Here is a 17,169-nt window from a genome sequence, read left to right on the forward strand (position 1 = left end):
TAGGTTTTTATGCAAAGCTGAAACTTATATATTTTGAAGGTCTTCGATCAGTTAACTATGGAAAAAAATTGCCTTTTAAGTTGCAGCGGGGTCTGTAATGAAAAGCCATTATGGATAGTTATACCCCTGGTGGTAAACTATTCCCCTGTATATCACCCCCTCACCATTGCCCGGCTGTGCAGATCTGTTGGCAGGAGAAAGTTACAAGTTGCAGGCTGCACTCACTACTCACCCCTCACTATAACAATCCCTCATCGGCAAAGCTGAAGAATCCCGCTTCACTCACAATTACATGATCGGCCACCTTAATATCGAAATACCGGGCGGCTTCCTTTATTTTCCGGGTCAGCACCTCATCGGCCCGGCTGGGTTTAAGGCTGCCGGAGGGATGGTTATGGCAAAGTACAATACTTACCGCGTCTTCTTCCAGGGCTCTTTTTAAAATTACCCTGGGGTCGGCCACGGTGCCGGTTATGCCTCCGCGGCTGATGATTTCCATGTGATTGATTTTATTGGCCTGGTTTAAGAACAGTACCATAAATATTTCTTTATCCTGGTCTTTGAGTATGGCGTGCAGGTACCTGGCAATGCTGCCACTGTCTGAAATTACCGGTTTGTCTAATATGGCGCTGCCCTGCCTGCGCCTGCCCAACTCCAGCGCCGCCGCAATGGTTATGGATTTTGCCTCGCCAATTCCTTTGATCTTCATCAATTCTTTTATGGAGAGCCTGCCCAGTTCGCTCAGGTTATTACTGCCCAGTTGCAGGATTTCTTTGGCCAGTTCAACGGCAGATTTTTGACGGGTTCCATGATGTAATAATATGGCTATCAGTTCGGAGTTACTTAAGTTTTCAGGTCCTTTATTACGCAGCTTTTCCCGTGGCCGGTCGTCTTCCGACCAGTGTTTGATGGATGTTTTTTGAGCAGGCAACATAATTTTTGTGTTTTTCAACCGTTATTACATCCTGTAATATATCCAAATTCCTTTTAAAAACCTTTAAAATCTGACCCTTATGAAACTGTCTAACCGCCAGCTTGTTATTGGCTCCCTGCAACCCCTTTTATTCTGCATAGGCATGTATTTCGTTATCCTCATTTTTTCGGTATTTGTATGTTCTTCCATATACCAGGCTTTTAAGAGCAATAAAAAAGCTGCTGCTACAGAGGTTAAATCAGTGCCTGTTGCTTCTGTTCACCAGCAGGTTGCCGTATCATTGAATAAATAGAGCTATAAGAAAGGAAATATCTTTTACAATAAAAACACGCAGGAGGTTATAACTATATAGGCTGTGGTGGTTACAAAACGTATTTTTATGTTGTATCGGGCTTGTTCAATAATTGCAGTTTTACTCCTGCGGCTTCGAACAGTTTGCAATACTTTTTAAAAATACCCGCTCATTAGTTTCCACCTTCTTTTTATCTTCGCCCCATATCCACTTATTTATGCAACCGAAGGCGAAAATATTTTCAGGTACAGGTTCCCGCTATCTTGCAGAAAAGATTGCACAACAGTTTGGACAGCCATTAGGAAAAATAAGCGTCCAGCGTTTTAGCGATGGCGAAATTCAGCCTACCTTCCTGGAAAGCATCAGGGGTGATTATGTGTTTTTGATCCAGAGCACTTTTTCTCCTTCCGACAATATTATGGAGTTGTTACTGATGATTGACGCGGCACGCCGGGCATCTGCCGATAAAATTATTGCTGTTTTGCCCTATTATGGTTATGCCCGGCAGGACAGGAAGGATAAACCCCGGGTAGCTATTGGCAGTAAGCTGGTAGCCAACCTGTTAACGGCTGCCGGAGCCGACAGGGTGATTACCATGGATTTGCATGCCCCCCAGATACAGGGCTACTTTGACATCCCGGTAGATCATCTGGACAGCTCCGCCATTTTCATCCCTTACATTGAAAAACTTAATCTGGAAAACCTTACCTTTGCCGCCCCCGATGTGGGAAGCGCTAACAGGATACGGGAAATAGCCAGTTATTTCAATGCCGAAATGGTAATTTGCGACAAGCATCGCAAGCGGGCCAATGAAATATCAAGCATGGTGGTAATAGGCGATGTAACAAACAGGAATGTAGTGTTGATTGACGATATATGCGATACGGGCGGCACACTTGCTAAAGCGGCAGGTTTACTTATTGAAAAAGGGGCCTCCAGTATACGGGCTTTATGCACGCACCCGGTATTAAGCGGCAATGCATACAGGAATATTGAAAATAGTGTGCTGGAGGAACTGGTGGTTTGCGACACGCTGCCTTTAAGGGAACATCCGGAAAAAATAAAGATATTGAGCGTTGCGGGTTTGTTCGCAAAAGCCATTCGTAACGCGTATGAAAATAAAAGTATTACAAGTCTTTTTATACATAGCCAGTTAAGAAATAAATAGTAAATATTAAACTCAAATAAAAAATGAAAACAGTTACAATCGAAGGACAACTGAGGACCGGAACCGGAAAGAAAGCCACCCGGCAGCTCCGCTCTCAGGGTTTGGTGCCTGGTGTAATTTACGGCGGCAGCAAAGAGGTAAATTTTCAGGCCCCTGCACTGGCGTTTAAATCGTTAGTGTACACATCCGAATTTCAGTTAGCGAACATCAGTGTTAACGGGCAGTCGTACCGGTGTATTTTAAAAGATATACAACTGGATACCGTGAGCGACAAGCTGAATCATGCTGATTTTTTAGAACTTTCCGAATCTAAAAAGGTTATTGCCAACATTCCGCTGAAATTTACGGGAGTAGCCGCAGGTGTAAAAGCCGGCGGAAAGCTGGTAATCAAAATGAAAACATTAAAGGTTAAAACCCTGCCTCAGTACCTGCAGGAAAATATTGAAGTAGATTTAACTGATCTTGAGATTAACGAAAACGTGCGGGTGGAAGATGTTAAAGCTGTGCATTATGAAATATTGAATTCACCGCGTATTCCTGTTGCATCTGTGGTAATGACCCGTCAGTTGAAACAGGAAGAATCTGCGGCACCTGCTGGTGGGGCGGCTAAAGCACCGGCAGCTAAAGCTCCGGCGGCTAAAGCGCCTGCAGCCGCTGCAAAAAAATAAAAAGGATAGTTTTCTTTTATATACCCAATCCTTTTGTGGATTGGGTTTTTTGTTACACCTGTTTGTTTCTTATGTCTAAATTTTTAGTAATAGGCTTAGGCAACCCCGGAGCGGAGTACAGGCATACCCGTCATAATATCGGTTTCGATGTGGCAGACGCGTTTGTGCAAAAGCATGGCGGCGTATTCAGGCAGGACCGCCTTGCCGAAGTAGCCGAAATAAAATGGAAAGGAAAGCTATTCATCTGCATAAAGCCTTCTACTTATATGAACTTAAGCGGAAAGGCTTTTCGCTACTGGATGGATAAGGAAAAGATTGAGCTTAACCATACACTCACTATTGTAGATGACCTGGCGCTTCCCCTGAGTAAACTGCGGCTCAGAACCGGCGGTAGTCATGCAGGGCATAACGGCCTTTTTGATATTCAGAACATTTTAGGTACGGATAAATACCCCAAATTAAGGTTTGGAATAGGCAATAACTTTCCAAAAGGTATGCAGGTAGAGTATGTGCTGGGTAAATGGTTTCCCGAAGAACAGGCAATTGTGAAGGAAAAAATAGAAAAATGCGTTGAAGCAATTGAAAATGTTTCTGTTATGGGATTTGACCGGACAATGAACCTGGTAAATAGCCTTGCATTTGGAGAAGCGTAGAGCATTGCTTTAATGACATTAGCTAAAAAATATTGACAAGTGTATAAGTTTCAATTTGTTTGCCTTAAATTAGCATCTTGCTATTTTCATTCCGCAGCAATCCATCTTCCTTGAATTAACTTCTTAATCTACTTAAAAACGCAATGTTCATATCGTTTAATTGTTATTGTAAACCTTATTGAACTCTATTGAAATATGAAGATATTCTGTATTGGCCGTAACTATGCTGAACATGCCAACGAAATGGGTAATGAGATACCGGAAGAGCCTGTTATTTTTATGAAACCCAAGAGTGCGTTGTTGCAGGCACATGCTCCATTTTATTATCCTGAGTTTACCAATGAATTGCATGCCGAGGCGGAGTTGGTGCTAAGGGTATGTAAGAATGGAAAATACATCCAGGAAAAACATGCCGGTAAATATTATAATGGTATATCTATCGGCATTGATTTTACCGCCCGGGATATCCAGAACGAGTTGAAATCGAAAGGACTGCCATGGGAAAGGGCCAAAGCCTGGGACAATTCTGCTGTTATAGGCAAATGGATGGATATTACCCCTGAATTGAAGAAAGATGACATCAATTTTTGTTTATACAAAAACAAGGAACTGGTGCAACAGGGAAACTCCGGCCAAATGATCTTTAGCTTTGATCGTATTGTAGCCAATATCTCCAATTATTTTTCCCTTAATATTGGTGATGTTATTTTTACGGGTACTCCGGCAGGGGTGGGCGAATGTGTAGTGGGCGATGATCTGGAAGGGTTTGTAGAAGATGAAAGCCTGTTTGAACTCTCTGTCAAATAACCTGTAATTATATTTTTTTTCAATTGGCCCCACTGGTAAGGGGGCTTTCAGATTGCATTAAAAAGCCGCTAAAACATTTGTTTTAAGCGGCTTTTATCATTTCCGAAGCTAATGATAGTGCACCCGGTTCACTATTTTAGTACGGAATGTGTGCGTGAGAACCCCTGTTTTCAATGCCTGGTACTATTCAATTGCTTAATATTATTATGGAGTGATATTGAAATGCTTACACACTTCCTGGTAATTATTCCAGTTAATGCCGGATGCTTTGCGGCCGGCTACGCTCCCGGGAATAATTATATACCTGAAACTGTGCGTAACAGCAATAGTTGTGTAAAGGTTGGTATTGTTTACAAAATTGATTCTCAGGTTTCCGGGAGTGTAGTAGGCCGACCATGTATCTGTTTGCGTGCCACCCTGAATATAAGTAAGTGCAACCGGCAGTTTACCTACCTGTGCAGCAGGCCAAACGCTGGTAGTGTAACCCGCTAATTTGCCATAGGTAATAATGCTGCCTTTATCAAGGATGTCCTGGGTTATTGCCGGAACGGCTTTTGTAAAGTCAAGGTTCCTGGATCCAAAAACCATTGTTGCCGTATAGGCTGGAGGGGTAAACCAGTTCGAATAAATAACATTCGTTATGCCTGTATCACCCTTGTCACCCTTCTCGCCCTTTGCACCCTGGGAACCCTGCGGACCCTCCGGGCCTTCTTTTTGACAGGAAAACGCAATAATTAGCAGCATGGGGGAAAGAAAATTTTTTACCAGTTTCATAAATTTTGTTTTTTTTGTTCTAATATGTAGTTAATATACATGTTATTTAAATTTGTTACCCTACTCCCGGAAGACTTTTATTACGTTTAATCATTATAATTGCTCATGCAACATCCCGACCAAAAGTATATCAATGCCTTATTGGAGAATGACGTTGTGATACTGGAAGAACTCTACCGGAAGTTTTCAGAAAAGATTAAATGGATGATTATCCGTAATAACGGCGCCGAAACCGATGCCGCGGATATTTTCCAGGATGCGCTGCTCTCTATATATAATAAAGCCAAAACAGGAAATTTTACCCTCACCTGTCCTTTGGAGGCCTTTTTATACCTCGTTTGTAAAAATAAGTGGCTCAATACCTTAAATAAGCGGAAGACGCAAAAGGTAACAATTACCGACACAGAAGGATTTAACTACATAGGTGAAGACAATTTTAAACTGGCGGAGGAATGTGTATTACAACAGGAGCGTAACAATCTGCTAACGGAGAAACTTGCTGAAATGGGCGGGAGTTGTAAAAAAATACTCCGCCTGAGCTGGAGTGGCATAGCGATGGATGAAGTGGCAAGGCAACTAAATGTTACCTATGCTTATGCCCGAAAAAAGAAATCGGAATGTATGGCAAGGCTCATTGCCCTGGTAAAACAATCTCCCAGGTTTAATTCATTGAAATGGTAACGTATGGATGAAAGCAAGCATTTTAATATGGAGCAAATTGAAAGTTATCTTTCCGGCGATATGCCTTCTGAAGAAAAATTACGTTTTGAAGCTAACCTGGAAAGCGATACAAAGTTGTCTGAACTGCTGCATATATACAGAACAATTGATGCCGAAATGCATAATACTGAAAAATATAGCAGTCGTGAAGCAGACCTGAGAAATACCCTGCAGCAACTCAATGCAGTTTATTTCAAATCTGAGGTGCCGGTAATCCAGATGAGTAGCCGTAAACAATGGTACAGAGCGGTAATGTCTGCCGCCGCGGTATTTGTTTTGATGCTGGCAGGTTATTCTCTTTTTTTTAAAAGCAGTTCCAACACCAGCGCGTTGGCCGACCGCTATGTGAAGGAAAATCTGTTGCATCTCAGCCTTACTATGGATGGCGCCAAAGACAGCTTGCAGCAGGGAATAGCGGCGTATAATAAAAAGGCGTATGCGCAGGCTATACAACTGTTTGAAGCGGTGTATAAGGCGCACCCGGATAACAGCGATGCTATAAAATATGCGGGGATAACCTACCTCGTTACAAAAGCATATACTAAGGCGTTAGCATGTTTTGATGAACTGGCTGCCAAAAAAGAATTATTCAGTAACCCGGGTATGTTCCTTAAAGCAGTAACTTTATTACAACGCGATCTGCAGGGCGATAAAGAACAGGCGGAACAATTGCTGCAGCAGGTAGTTAATGAAAAATCAGACGGTAGCAAAGAAGCGGCGCGCTGGTTAAAAAAATAGCAACAGGTTAGTAATTACAATCTTTCCCTTCCATCTTAATTTCATTTTGTATGCTGAATGCTGTTTCTAAAACAACCCGGTCAATAACTTATACAGGGTTTATGGCTTTGCTGCTGATGGTTATTATTTCGGGCTGTAATTGTGGTTCCGGAATGCCCAAAGACTGGACAACTTACCAGGTGAAATCTCCTTATGAAGGTGAAAAGCCCGATCCTTACAAGCAATTGATTGTATGGTTAAAACCAGGCACTTCAAGGCAGGATTTTAATAAATGGCTGCAGGATAGTATTGTAAAAAAAGAAAAAAACGAATTGAAGGTCCGGTTTGTATGCGGTAGTTGCGATTCTTCCCTTTTTTTAATAGAAGGAAAAGGTGTGGAATTATATATGCAGGGCGAGGTAGCCAATGGCGGAACCAGCAGCAAGGGTAAACCAAAGGTAACGGGAGAGAGCGGCCCGCTTTATTTCAGCACTAATATTCCGCTCAGGTTTCCTGATCAGCGCAACCAAGCCAGGGAAGCAAAGCTATCGCCTGTTGCATCATTTTCCGGTTCGGAAGTAAAGGTGGCTGTTTTTGATACGGGGATTGATACCGCTTTTGTTAGCGCTTCCTTTTTATATAAAGCTGCCGACAGCGCCTGCATACCCGGGGCAAGTGCCGGATGGAATTTTACCAGGGGCAATAATAACTGGTTAGATGACAATCCGGGAAAACATGGCAGTACGGTAACAAAACTTATAACGGATGAGGTAGAAAGGTATCAGAAAAACAAGGTAGCCATTTTACCTGTAAAAATTTTTACCGCCGATGGAACAAGCGATTTATACAGTATACTTTGCGGGTTTGCTTATGCCAAAAACCGGAAGGTGGATATTATTAACGCAAGCTTCGGCTATTATGAATCAAGGCATAAATACGATAGCTCGGGTGAGGCAATACCGGAATTAACTTCTCCTGTATTATTGAAAGCATTCATCGAAGAACATCTTACTAAGCATAACATTTTATTAGTTACGGCAGCCGGCAATAAAGACGATGCAATGGAAGACCCTGAGTATAACCCGGCCGATACATTGCAGAAACGTAATCTCGACAGTGTATACTTTTATCCCGCATCGCTTGCGCCCGTTTTGCCTAATATTATAGCCGTAACCACGGTATACAAAAACGAGGTAAGCCCCACGCAGAATTTTTCAAACAATGTGGTTGATGCGGGCGTACATGCGGATGGAACAGATAATGCGGGACATTTTTATTTTACCAATCCCCTGAACGCGGCCCTGCCGCCTGTTTCAGGATCTTCGTTTGCGGCGCCTGTGGCCACGGGAAAGCTAACAGCATGGTATCATACCTATAAAAACCTGTTAACCGCCCCGGTTACGTTCAGCGTAAAGGATAGTATTTTCAGCATCCTTAAAAGCCAGTCCAGCCCTGCTTTTTTGTATAATCAGCCAGGGTTGGCAGGCAAGGTGAAAGAAGGAAAGGTGATTAACAAAACAGTTGGTGCAAATGCGCAAACGCTGTCTTCTTTACAGAGATGACCGTTTGTAAAACGGCGATAAAACAAATGGTTACCGGCGGCCATATATTGTTGAGGATGCTGATGTTTCCGCTTATCACCATCTTTTTTGACAGCGTTTCCTGTTTTTCGCAATGCAGTCCGGGAAAAGATATGTGGAGTAAAATTGTTGCGATAGAAAACGCCACCTGTACGAATAGCGAAAAATTGCAGCAGGCTTACCGGCTGAAACATGAATTTGAAGAGGGCAGGCTGTGTAAAGATGCTGTATATGCCCGTTTGCTGCACCGTATTGCCACATTGCATTATCTTCAAAATGGCGAACATGCCACAAAGGAGGCTGTTGAATATATGCTCCTTTCTATAGCCATCAATACTTCAGGAGCCAAAAACACTTCGCCGGATTATGTGATAAACAGTTATTACAACATAGGCATTTTTTATAAATCACTTGGTATAAACAGCAAGGCATTAGATTATTACGATAGCGTAATTGTTGTAAATAAAAAGCGAAACCTTCATCACAGCCTGGCAACAGCATGCCGGCTGTTAAGAGCAGATATTTTATTCAGAAATGGCGATTTTCAGCAGTGTATTGATGAATGTATTGCCGGCCTGGCGGAAGCGGGAGAAGCCAATGACGGCCATATAGCGATGCAGTTATTTAACCGGAGAGCCCAGTCCCGTATGTATTTGGAACAAATGGAAAATGCCCGTTCCGATACAGACTCCGCCATATATTATGCGAATGTTTTGCATGATGATTTTGAGCGGGCTACAGCTATTATAATAAAGGCAATGATTTGCGCCCGGCAACACCGGTATAACGAGGCCGCCGCGTTGTTCAATAAAGCGATCCTGTTCCGTCTCAAAACAAAAGAATACCGCCAGTTAGCTGATGATTATACCGATTTCGGTAATTTTTACTTCCGCCAATTAAAGCGCTACAGGCAGGCAGCGCATTGTTATACAAAAACGGTTGAGTATGCTAAAAAAGCAGGAGATGCAGAAAGGTTATGTAAGGGCTATATTAATCTGGGGGAAACCGCTTTTAGATTATACCCGGAAAAGGAATACGCAGGTACCAGGGATTATTACCGCAAAGCATTGCAGGTATATGAATTGAACGAGGCTACCCTTTTACAAAACCCGTCATTGAGCCGTTTTTCTGCTATTGGCAATACCGATCTTTTGCTTGTTATGCTTAATAATAAAACGGAATTACTGCTCAATCTTTATAAATCAAACGGCAATAAGCAATACCTCAGCGCCTGCCTTTCCACTGCTGCTTTAATGGACTCCGCTATCGCGCAGGCGCGGCATGAGCAATTGGGTGAACAAAGCAAGCTATACTGGCGCAATAAAACCAGGCCGTTTTTTGCCAACGCGCTTGAAGCCTGTTATGTGGCCGGGGATATGCCCAAAGCGTTTTATTTTATGGAAAAAAGCCGGGCAGTATTATTAGGAGATAAGCTGAATGAACTGGGCGCTTCTGCCCATTTGCCGGCGGAGGAAAGCGCAATGGAACAAAACTATAAAGCAGCTATTGTTTATGAGCAGCAAAAGCTAACCCGTTTAGATAAGCAATCACCCGCCTATTCAAGTCAGCAACTGAAGCTGGTTCATACAAAAGAAATATTTGAAGGCTATATTAAAACCATCGGACAAAAATATCCCGCCTATTATCAATACAAATACGCGGATGACATACCCGCACTGGAAGAGCTGCAAACCTGGTTACTGAATAACAGGGAAAATTTCGTGCATTATTTTATACAGGATACAACGGCTTATATACTGGTTGTTACACCCCGTGCCAGCAGAATGATAAAACTTCGGCCGGGAGATATAAATGTGGCAGACATGAACGCTTTTTTGCAGTGGTGCTCCGATAAACAACGGTTAAACAATCATTTTCCATCTTTTGCCACTCTTGCTCATCAATTGTACACAAGCCTTTTTAAACCGCTTCAATTACCTGGCGGACGTGTAATTCTTTGCCAGGATAATTTTTTATTACCCTTTGACGCGTTGTGTAAGGATGAGAAAGGCGCACAATTCCTGGTGTATGATTATGTGTTCAGTTATGTATATTCGGCCCGTTACCTTATGAAGCGGTTTGCGGTTCGTAAGCCCAAAGGCGATTTTATAGGGTTCGCACCTGTATCCTTTCGGGATAACCTGGGCGTACCCGAACTCAAACGTTCCGCGCAATCGCTTGCAGAATCCGGGGCTTACTATAGCCATACGAAATTATTTACCCATACCGGGGCCAGCCGGAATAATTTTATAAACCAGTTGGCAGATTACAGTATAGTAAATGTGTTTTCTCATGCATTTGCCGATACCGGAAATACGGAACCCGTATTGTATATGCAGGATTCGGTAATACATCTTTCCGAATTACAATTATTGCCGCGTCCGGCCACCCGGTTAATTATGCTCAGCGCCTGCCAGACCAGTGTGGGTAAAAACGCGGCGGGAGAGGGAATATACAGTTTGGCAAGGGGCTTTTCTTCGGTAGGTATACCTGCGGTTGCGGCTACTTTATGGAAGGCAGATGAGGAAGCTGTATATGCACTGTCGGATAAGTTTCATGAATACCTTTCGGAGGGTATGCGTAAAGATGATGCCCTGCAAAAAGCGAAATTGTATTTTATTAAACAGGGAAGCAAAGAAAACTTACTTCCCTGTTTTTGGGCCAACATGGTGCTGGTGGGTAATGCGGAGCCGGTTATGCTTTCCGGTTCTGCCGGTGTTCCCTGGTGGCTGGTTATTTTTGTTCCGGTGTTATCGGGTGCATTTTATATTGTTATCCGGAAAAGAAAGAAACGTTGATAGAAAAGAAATGAGCCATCTCATAATCTTTATCCTTGCAAAGCAACAGGATTATTGTTTCACCAAAAAATGATAGATCGTTTGCTGTTGATAAATTTGACCGGGATTTAATATAATTGATGGGAAATTTGAATGGTTTATTGTATCAGGATAACCCTGGGCTTCCAGGGCAAAACCGCTGCTGGCAAAATAAGGTTGGCCGTTTTTACCAATATCCGTCCCATCAAATAACCATGCATTGTAAAACTGAAGATGTGGTTGATTCGTATACATTTCCATATACCGGCTGCTTTCTTTTTCTGCCACACCCGCCACAAACCGCGTAGTGCTCAGGATGATGTTATTATTGGTTCCTCCTTTCCCTGTAGGTATTAGGCGACATGCCCATCAGCCTGGTAAAAAAGCGGGAAAAGTAATAGGGGTCTTCTATCCCCACCCGGGCTGCTATTTCCTTTATCCTCAGGTTGGTAAACATCAGGAACTGGCAGGCCTGCTGTACTTTAAGGTGATTGAAATATTCCATGGGTGGATAGCCGGTCTTTTTTTTAAAAAGAAAGGAAAAGTGTGAAGGCGACATATTTACTTCATCGGCCATCTGGTGCAGGGTGCACATAGAATCAATATTCTTTTTCATGAAGTCAATCACGATGTCCATTTCAGTAATAGCGCTAACGTCATTAATTTTTTCAGCGTGCATAAAAGAGCCAAGGAAATGAAAAAAACACATATTAGCGTACAGTATATTTTCAATGCTGTAACCTCTTTCCAGTTGATGATAAATAGTATTAAACAGCTTTGTACGTTGTTCATTGTAGTGCAAAAAACTTTTGTGTCCGTCTAATTGATCAAGCATATGGGCTATAATGGCATCTGAAATTTTGCCTGTAAAATGGGTCCAGTAAATGGTCCATGGATCTTTTTCATTTGCGGCGTAATAATGTTCTGTTTGTTTTGGAACAATAAAAAAATTCCCTGGCTCAATATCGTACTGTTTCTTTTTTATGGTTACGCTCCCCCTGCCTTCTATACAGTAAATAAGGATGTGCTGCTCGGCACCATGCGGCCGCTCGCGGTAGTGGAACCGCGCCTTGGGGTAATAGCCGATATCGGTTATGTAAAGTCCCGCTATGATGGCGTTATTCGTGCAGTTGGATGCCAGCACTTTCCGGGGAATGACTACCGCTTTTTGTCCCTGGAATCCATCTTTCTTTTTAATAGCTGTTGCCGGCATGCAGATAAATTTTGATAAAAGTAAAAAAATCCATCATTATCCCAATTTTTTACATTGAACTTGTATAAATGCAGTAGGATATTTGTGCTGTATATGTTTGAAAAGATACCCTTTCATATAACTTAATGCTTAAGCCTTTGCAACCTCATCAATTTAACACAGGATATATTGTTGGCATTTCGTTTATTTCCGCTTTAGGTGGTTATCTCTTTGGGTTTGATTTTGCTGTTATTGCCGGCGCCTTACCTTTTTTGCAGAAGCAATTTGGGTTAGATGCGTATTGGGAAGGCTTTGCAACAGGCAGCCTGGCATTGGGCGCTATTGTTGGCTGCTTAATAGCCGGCAAAGTATCGGGTAAATACGGACGCAAGCCGGCGCTGCTATTAGCCGCTGCCACTTTTACGGTGTCATCGCTGGCTATGGCATTTGCGCCGGGAAGAGATTTTTTTATTGCGGCAAGATGTACGGCCGGTATTGGGGTAGGCATGGCCTCTATGCTATCGCCTATGTACATTGCGGAAATTGCCCCTGCAAACTGGCGCGGGAGGTTGGTAGCTATCAACCAGCTTACGATTGTACTGGGCATTTTAATTACCAACCTGGTTAACTACTGGCTGCGTAATAACGGCGATGATTCCTGGCGGTTGATGTTTGGTTTAGGCGCCGTTCCGTCAATCCTTTTTTTGCTGGGAATATTTATTTTGCCCGAAAGCCCGAGATGGCTGGTGCAGAATAATAAAGCGGATACGGCAAGCAGGATTTTGAATAAAATTGGTGGTAAACAATTCGCAGATATTTCAATTTCCGGGATCAAAAGGTCATTGGCAGGAATAAATAAAATAAGTTATAGTTCGACTTTAAGGAAGGCTTTTTTACCCGCGGTACTAACAGGCATAGGACTTGCCGTGTTTCAGCAGCTTTGCGGTATTAACACGGTGTTCAATTACGCTCCAAAAATTTTTGAAAGTATTGGCGCCAGCCAGGATGACCAGCTAAAGCAAACGGTTTTCATTGGTGGGGTAAATTTAGTATTTACAGTTCTGGCTATGCTGCTGGTAGATAAAATAGGACGTAAGCCGTTAATGCTGTTTGGCGCAGGAGGATTGGCTGTTCTTTATATAATAGTAGCGAAGCTGCTGGCTACAGGTTCTGAAAATGTTTCCTGGGTTTTGTTAACAGCTATCGGCACGTATGCCATGTCGTTAGCCCCGGTTACCTGGGTACTTATTTCCGAAATATTCCCTAATAAAATAAGGGGCGCCGCCACCGCCATTGCCGTGCTTTTTTTATGGGCGGCCTACTTTATACTGGTTTTTACATTTCCTGTATTGTTTGAAACGTTCAAAGACAACACATTTTATATCTATTCCGCCATTTGTGTGCTGGGCTTTTTCTTTATCTGGAAAAAGGTGAAAGAAACAAAAGGAAAAACGCTGGAAGAAATGGAAGGAGTGATGGGCAGACATGGATAATAATAATTTTGTAAAAGTATACAATCAACTATGAATAACGCAGTAAGAGCCTGGGAAGAATTAATAACCATCCCAACATACAAAACCGGTGAGCCGGATAAGCACCCCATGTTCCTGGAAAAAAGGGTGTACCAGGGCAGCAGCGGTGTGGTATATCCGAATGCGGTGATTGATAAAATTTTTGATGATAGAGAAGACAAAATATACAAAGCCCTGTATATTGAAAATGAGTATCTTAAAATTATGATACTGCCTGAACTTGGTGGTCGTATACAAATGGCGTATGATAAAACAAATAACTATCATTTTATTTACTACAATCAGGTAATAAAGCCGGCATTGGTAGGGCTTACAGGCCCGTGGGTTTCGGGCGGTATAGAGTTTAATTGGCCGCAGCACCATCGCCCAAGTACCTTTGAACCTATTGATTATGCTTTTGAAGAACATGACGATGGCAGTAAAACGGTGTGGGTAAGTGAAATCGAAAAAATGTTTCACACCAAAGGGATGGCGGGTTTCCGGTTATACCCCGGGAAAGCATATATTGAAGTTACCGGTAAGCTATACAACCGCACGGCATTGCCACAAACATTTTTGTGGTGGGCAAATCCGGCAGTAGCGGCAGATGAGCATTATCAATCCATATTTCCGCCTGACGTGCACGCGGTGTACGACCATGGTAAAAGAGATGTGTCTTCTTTCCCGGTTGCCACGGGCACCTATTATAAAGTAGATTATTCGCCCGGTACGGATATTTCCTGGTATAAGCATATTCCGGTACCAACTTCTTACATGGCGGTTAATTCGGAATTTGATTTTGTGGGTGGGTATCATCATGTTAAAAAGGCCGGACTGCTGCATGTAGCCGACCATCATATTTCACCGGGTAAAAAACAATGGACATGGGGCTGCGGCGATTTTGGCAAAGCCTGGGACAGGCATCTTACAGACGAAGATGGTCCTTACCTGGAAATAATGACCGGCGTGTTTACCGATAATCAGCCGGACTTTGGCTGGATTATGCCCAATGAAGAAAGATCATTCAGGCAGTATTTTCTGCCTTATAAAGCTGTAGGAAATGTAAAGAACGCAACGAAGGACGCGCTGATAAACCTTGAAGTGAAAGATCATAAAGCGGTATTGAAAGTATATCTTTCTTCCGCTCGAAGCAATATCTCCATACAGCTCTTACTGGGAGGTATGATGCTTTTTGAAGCAACAGCCAGCTTATCGCCTGTAACAGCTTTTGAACAAAGCATTGATTTGCCTGAAGCCTATTCACTTCAGCAGTTGCAAGTTATTGTAAAAAGCGAAAGTGGAGAAGTACTGGTGAGCTATGTGCCTGTTATGCCTGCCATTGCCGCTGCTGTTCCGGATCCTGCCAAACCACTAAAGGATCCTGCTGATATGGAAACCAATGAAGCATTGTATATGGCGGGGTTGCACCTGGAACAATACCGCCATGCCACCTTTTCTCCTGTTCCTTATTACGAAGAAGCATTACGGAGAGATGGATCAGATATCAGAAACAACAACGCGCTCGGGCTTTGGTATTTCCGCAGGGGACAATTTGCGAAAGCGGAATCTCATTTCCAGGTAGCAGTAGCATCTCTGCTTGTACACAATCCTAATCCCTATGATGGAGAACCGTTATATAATCTTGGGCTAAGCTTTTTATACCAGGATAAAAAGAAAAAAGCGTACGAAAGTTTTTTTAAAAGTTGCTGGAATGCCGCCTGGCAGGATAATGGCTATCTGCAACTGGCAAGGATGGAATTGGCTCAGAATAATATAGAGCAGAGTTTTTTGTTTATTGAAAAATCACTGGCGCGCAATAACCGGGGGATTAAATCGCGGCATCTGAAAACCATCCTGCTTCGTTATATGAACAGGCTGGATGAGGCTAAAGCCTTTGCCGTGGAAACCCTGCAATCAGATGCTTTTGATTTTGGCTCGTCTTATGAGCGCTTCCTCATACTGCAAATACAGCAACACAGCAACGAAGCGGATTTGCAACTGGCGCAGCTAAAACACAGGCTGCGTAATGATGCTCATACCTTTATAGAGATAGCGATTGATTATGCCTGGTGCGGCCGGTACGAAGAAGCGATCGCTTTTTTATTATTGAATGAAAGCACTGCACTGCACCCCCTCAATGCTTATTATATAGCTTACTACTATTTTTTATCCGGTAATCATAAAGCGTCAAAATACTGGGCCGACAATGGTTTCGCCCAAAGTCCGGATCGTGTATTTCCTAACCGGTTGGAAGATATTGCTGTGCTGAAATACATTTCGCAGGCCAATCCTGCAGATTATAAGGTCTTATACTATCTGGGAAATTTGTGGTATGATAAGCGGCAGTACAGCGAGGCGATAGATTGCTGGGAAAGATCATACCGTATACATGACCGTTTCGCATCCGTTATGCGCAACCTGGGTATTGCCTGCTACAACCGGCTTAACCAGGAAGAAAAAGCACTGCAATATTTTGAAAAAGCGTTTCTTGCCGATACTTCAGACGCGAGGGTGTTATTTGAACTGGATCAGTTATACAAAAAGATGAACTATGGAGTGGACAGGCGTTTCCATTTTTTAAAACAGTATTTTCAACTGGTGTTGCAAAGGGATGATCTCTACATTGAACTGGTAACGCTTTACAATTTACGCGGAGAATATGAGGAAGCAATGCGATTGCTAAACAACAGGAAGTTCCATCCGTGGGAAGGCGGAGAAGGGAAGATAACCGGTCAGTATGTGCAGTTGAAGCTTGGACTTGCTAAAAGAGCCATAGCGGGCCAGCGGTTTCAGGATGCCATACAGTTTTTGGAAGAAGCCCGGGTGTATCCGGAAAACCTGGGAGAAGGGAAATTGCCGGGCATACAGGAAAATGATATTCTTTACTGGTTAGGGATTGCTCATGAATACATGAATAATAAAGCTGCCGCGGAAAAATATTGGATGGAAGCCGCTGTTGGAATAGCCGAACCCGCGGCGGCTATATATTATAATGATGCCCAGCCGGATAAAATATTTTACCAGGGATTAGCCTTATTGAAATTGCAGCGGGCGGAAGAAGCGCATATAAGGTTTAACCGCCTGGTCGGGTATGGTGAACAGCATATGCATGATGAAGTGAAGATGGATTATTTCGCTGTTTCATTGCCGGGTCTTTTAATATTTAACGATGATTTAAATATGCGCAACAGGCTTCATTGTCATTATGTAATGGCACTGGGCTATGCGGGCATGGGAGAAACAGAAAAGGCGGTTGCCCATTTTAATGCGGTAATAAAAATAGACATCAGTCACCAGGGAGCCAATGTACATTTAGAAATCTGCAAGTAAGCCTCAC

General features: G+C 42.9%; 15 protein-coding genes. 11 read left to right on the forward strand and 4 right to left on the reverse strand.

Going from position 1 to position 17,169, the window contains the following annotated elements; all coding sequences use genetic code 11:
- Window positions 1-238: 238 nt before the first annotated feature.
- On the reverse strand, window positions 239-934 hold the full coding sequence (gene radC, locus VL121_RS09200) for a RadC family protein (protein WP_325404451.1): 696 nt from the start codon (window positions 932-934) through the stop codon (window positions 239-241).
- 79 nt (window positions 935-1,013) lie between these two features.
- Between radC and VL121_RS09205 the strand changes: the two genes are divergently transcribed.
- From VL121_RS09205 to VL121_RS09225, 5 genes are all read left to right on the forward strand, one after another.
- Window positions 1,014-1,226 (forward strand): hypothetical protein, encoded by a 213-nt coding sequence (locus VL121_RS09205; RefSeq protein ID WP_325404453.1) that lies wholly within the window; start codon window positions 1,014-1,016, stop codon window positions 1,224-1,226.
- A gap of 217 nt (window positions 1,227-1,443) precedes the next feature.
- Window positions 1,444-2,394 (forward strand): ribose-phosphate pyrophosphokinase, encoded by a 951-nt coding sequence (locus tag VL121_RS09210; protein ID WP_325404455.1) that lies wholly within the window; start codon window positions 1,444-1,446, stop codon window positions 2,392-2,394.
- 23 nt (window positions 2,395-2,417) lie between these two features.
- Complete coding sequence (locus VL121_RS09215; RefSeq protein WP_325404457.1) at window positions 2,418-3,062, forward strand: 50S ribosomal protein L25; 645 nt, start codon at window positions 2,418-2,420, stop codon at window positions 3,060-3,062.
- A gap of 71 nt (window positions 3,063-3,133) precedes the next feature.
- The gene (gene pth / locus VL121_RS09220) at window positions 3,134-3,715 is read left to right on the forward strand and encodes an aminoacyl-tRNA hydrolase (RefSeq protein WP_325404459.1); all 582 of its coding nucleotides are present in this window, start codon (window positions 3,134-3,136) and stop codon (window positions 3,713-3,715) included.
- 195 nt (window positions 3,716-3,910) lie between these two features.
- Entirely contained in the window at window positions 3,911-4,522 is a 612-nt protein-coding gene (locus VL121_RS09225) for a fumarylacetoacetate hydrolase family protein (protein ID WP_325404462.1), read from the forward strand.
- A 204-nt stretch (window positions 4,523-4,726) separates the two neighbouring features.
- Here the strand turns inward: VL121_RS09225 and VL121_RS09230 are convergent, their stop codons facing one another.
- Window positions 4,727-5,296, reverse strand: a complete 570-nt coding sequence (locus VL121_RS09230) for a hypothetical protein (protein ID WP_325404464.1) — start codon at window positions 5,294-5,296, stop codon at window positions 4,727-4,729.
- Between the two features lie 105 nt (window positions 5,297-5,401).
- Here VL121_RS09230 and VL121_RS09235 point away from each other — a divergent pair, with 105 nt between their 5' ends.
- The 4 genes from VL121_RS09235 to VL121_RS09250 are packed head-to-tail and all read left to right on the forward strand — an operon-like array spanning window position 5,402 to window position 11,111.
- Complete coding sequence (locus tag VL121_RS09235) at window positions 5,402-5,977, forward strand: RNA polymerase sigma factor (protein WP_325404466.1); 576 nt, start codon at window positions 5,402-5,404, stop codon at window positions 5,975-5,977.
- 3 nt (window positions 5,978-5,980) lie between these two features.
- On the forward strand, window positions 5,981-6,754 hold the full coding sequence (locus VL121_RS09240) for a tetratricopeptide repeat protein (RefSeq protein WP_325404468.1): 774 nt from the start codon (window positions 5,981-5,983) through the stop codon (window positions 6,752-6,754).
- A gap of 50 nt (window positions 6,755-6,804) precedes the next feature.
- Window positions 6,805-8,295, forward strand: coding sequence for a S8 family peptidase (locus VL121_RS09245; RefSeq protein WP_325404470.1), 1,491 nt, complete (start codon window positions 6,805-6,807; stop codon window positions 8,293-8,295).
- Complete coding sequence (locus tag VL121_RS09250; RefSeq protein WP_325404472.1) at window positions 8,292-11,111, forward strand: CHAT domain-containing protein; 2,820 nt, start codon at window positions 8,292-8,294, stop codon at window positions 11,109-11,111. Before VL121_RS09245 ends, VL121_RS09250 begins: the two co-directional genes overlap by 4 nt.
- 51 nt (window positions 11,112-11,162) lie before the next feature.
- Here VL121_RS09250 and VL121_RS21680 read toward each other — a convergent pair whose 3' ends face one another.
- Complete coding sequence (locus tag VL121_RS21680; RefSeq protein ID WP_414635410.1) at window positions 11,163-11,426, reverse strand: aldose epimerase family protein; 264 nt, start codon at window positions 11,424-11,426, stop codon at window positions 11,163-11,165.
- A 28-nt stretch (window positions 11,427-11,454) separates the two neighbouring features.
- Window positions 11,455-12,342 (reverse strand): AraC family transcriptional regulator, encoded by an 888-nt coding sequence (locus VL121_RS09255; RefSeq protein ID WP_325404474.1) that lies wholly within the window; start codon window positions 12,340-12,342, stop codon window positions 11,455-11,457.
- Window positions 12,343-12,467: 125 nt separating this feature from the next.
- Between VL121_RS09255 and VL121_RS09260 the strand changes: the two genes are divergently transcribed.
- Both VL121_RS09260 and VL121_RS09265 read left to right on the forward strand, forming a co-directional pair.
- Window positions 12,468-13,814 carry a sugar porter family MFS transporter gene (locus VL121_RS09260; RefSeq protein ID WP_325404476.1) on the forward strand — a complete coding sequence of 449 codons (1,347 nt, stop codon included), beginning with the start codon at window positions 12,468-12,470 and terminating at the stop codon, window positions 13,812-13,814.
- 30 nt (window positions 13,815-13,844) lie between these two features.
- Window positions 13,845-17,162: a tetratricopeptide repeat protein gene (locus VL121_RS09265; protein WP_325404478.1), complete on the forward strand. Its 3,318-nt coding sequence runs from the start codon at window positions 13,845-13,847 to the stop codon at window positions 17,160-17,162.
- Window positions 17,163-17,169 lie beyond the last annotated feature (7 nt).

The organism is Agriterribacter sp., from assembly GCF_035497235.1.
GTDB lineage: Bacteria > Bacteroidota > Bacteroidia > Chitinophagales > Chitinophagaceae > Agriterribacter.

Coding starts and splice junctions, on each gene's coding strand:
- radC (WP_325404451.1), bottom strand. CDS start 934: ATGTTGCCTGCTCAAAAAACATCCATCAAACACTGGTCGGAAGACGAC.
- VL121_RS09205 (WP_325404453.1), top strand. CDS start 1,014: ATGAAACTGTCTAACCGCCAGCTTGTTATTGGCTCCCTGCAACCCCTT.
- VL121_RS09210 (WP_325404455.1), top strand. CDS start 1,444: ATGCAACCGAAGGCGAAAATATTTTCAGGTACAGGTTCCCGCTATCTT.
- VL121_RS09215 (WP_325404457.1), top strand. CDS start 2,418: ATGAAAACAGTTACAATCGAAGGACAACTGAGGACCGGAACCGGAAAG.
- pth (WP_325404459.1), top strand. CDS start 3,134: ATGTCTAAATTTTTAGTAATAGGCTTAGGCAACCCCGGAGCGGAGTAC.
- VL121_RS09225 (WP_325404462.1), top strand. CDS start 3,911: ATGAAGATATTCTGTATTGGCCGTAACTATGCTGAACATGCCAACGAA.
- VL121_RS09230 (WP_325404464.1), bottom strand. CDS start 5,296: ATGAAACTGGTAAAAAATTTTCTTTCCCCCATGCTGCTAATTATTGCG.
- VL121_RS09235 (WP_325404466.1), top strand. CDS start 5,402: ATGCAACATCCCGACCAAAAGTATATCAATGCCTTATTGGAGAATGAC.
- VL121_RS09240 (WP_325404468.1), top strand. CDS start 5,981: ATGGATGAAAGCAAGCATTTTAATATGGAGCAAATTGAAAGTTATCTT.
- VL121_RS09245 (WP_325404470.1), top strand. CDS start 6,805: ATGCTGAATGCTGTTTCTAAAACAACCCGGTCAATAACTTATACAGGG.
- VL121_RS09250 (WP_325404472.1), top strand. CDS start 8,292: ATGACCGTTTGTAAAACGGCGATAAAACAAATGGTTACCGGCGGCCAT.
- VL121_RS09255 (WP_325404474.1), bottom strand. CDS start 12,342: ATGCCGGCAACAGCTATTAAAAAGAAAGATGGATTCCAGGGACAAAAA.
- VL121_RS09260 (WP_325404476.1), top strand. CDS start 12,468: ATGCTTAAGCCTTTGCAACCTCATCAATTTAACACAGGATATATTGTT.
- VL121_RS09265 (WP_325404478.1), top strand. CDS start 13,845: ATGAATAACGCAGTAAGAGCCTGGGAAGAATTAATAACCATCCCAACA.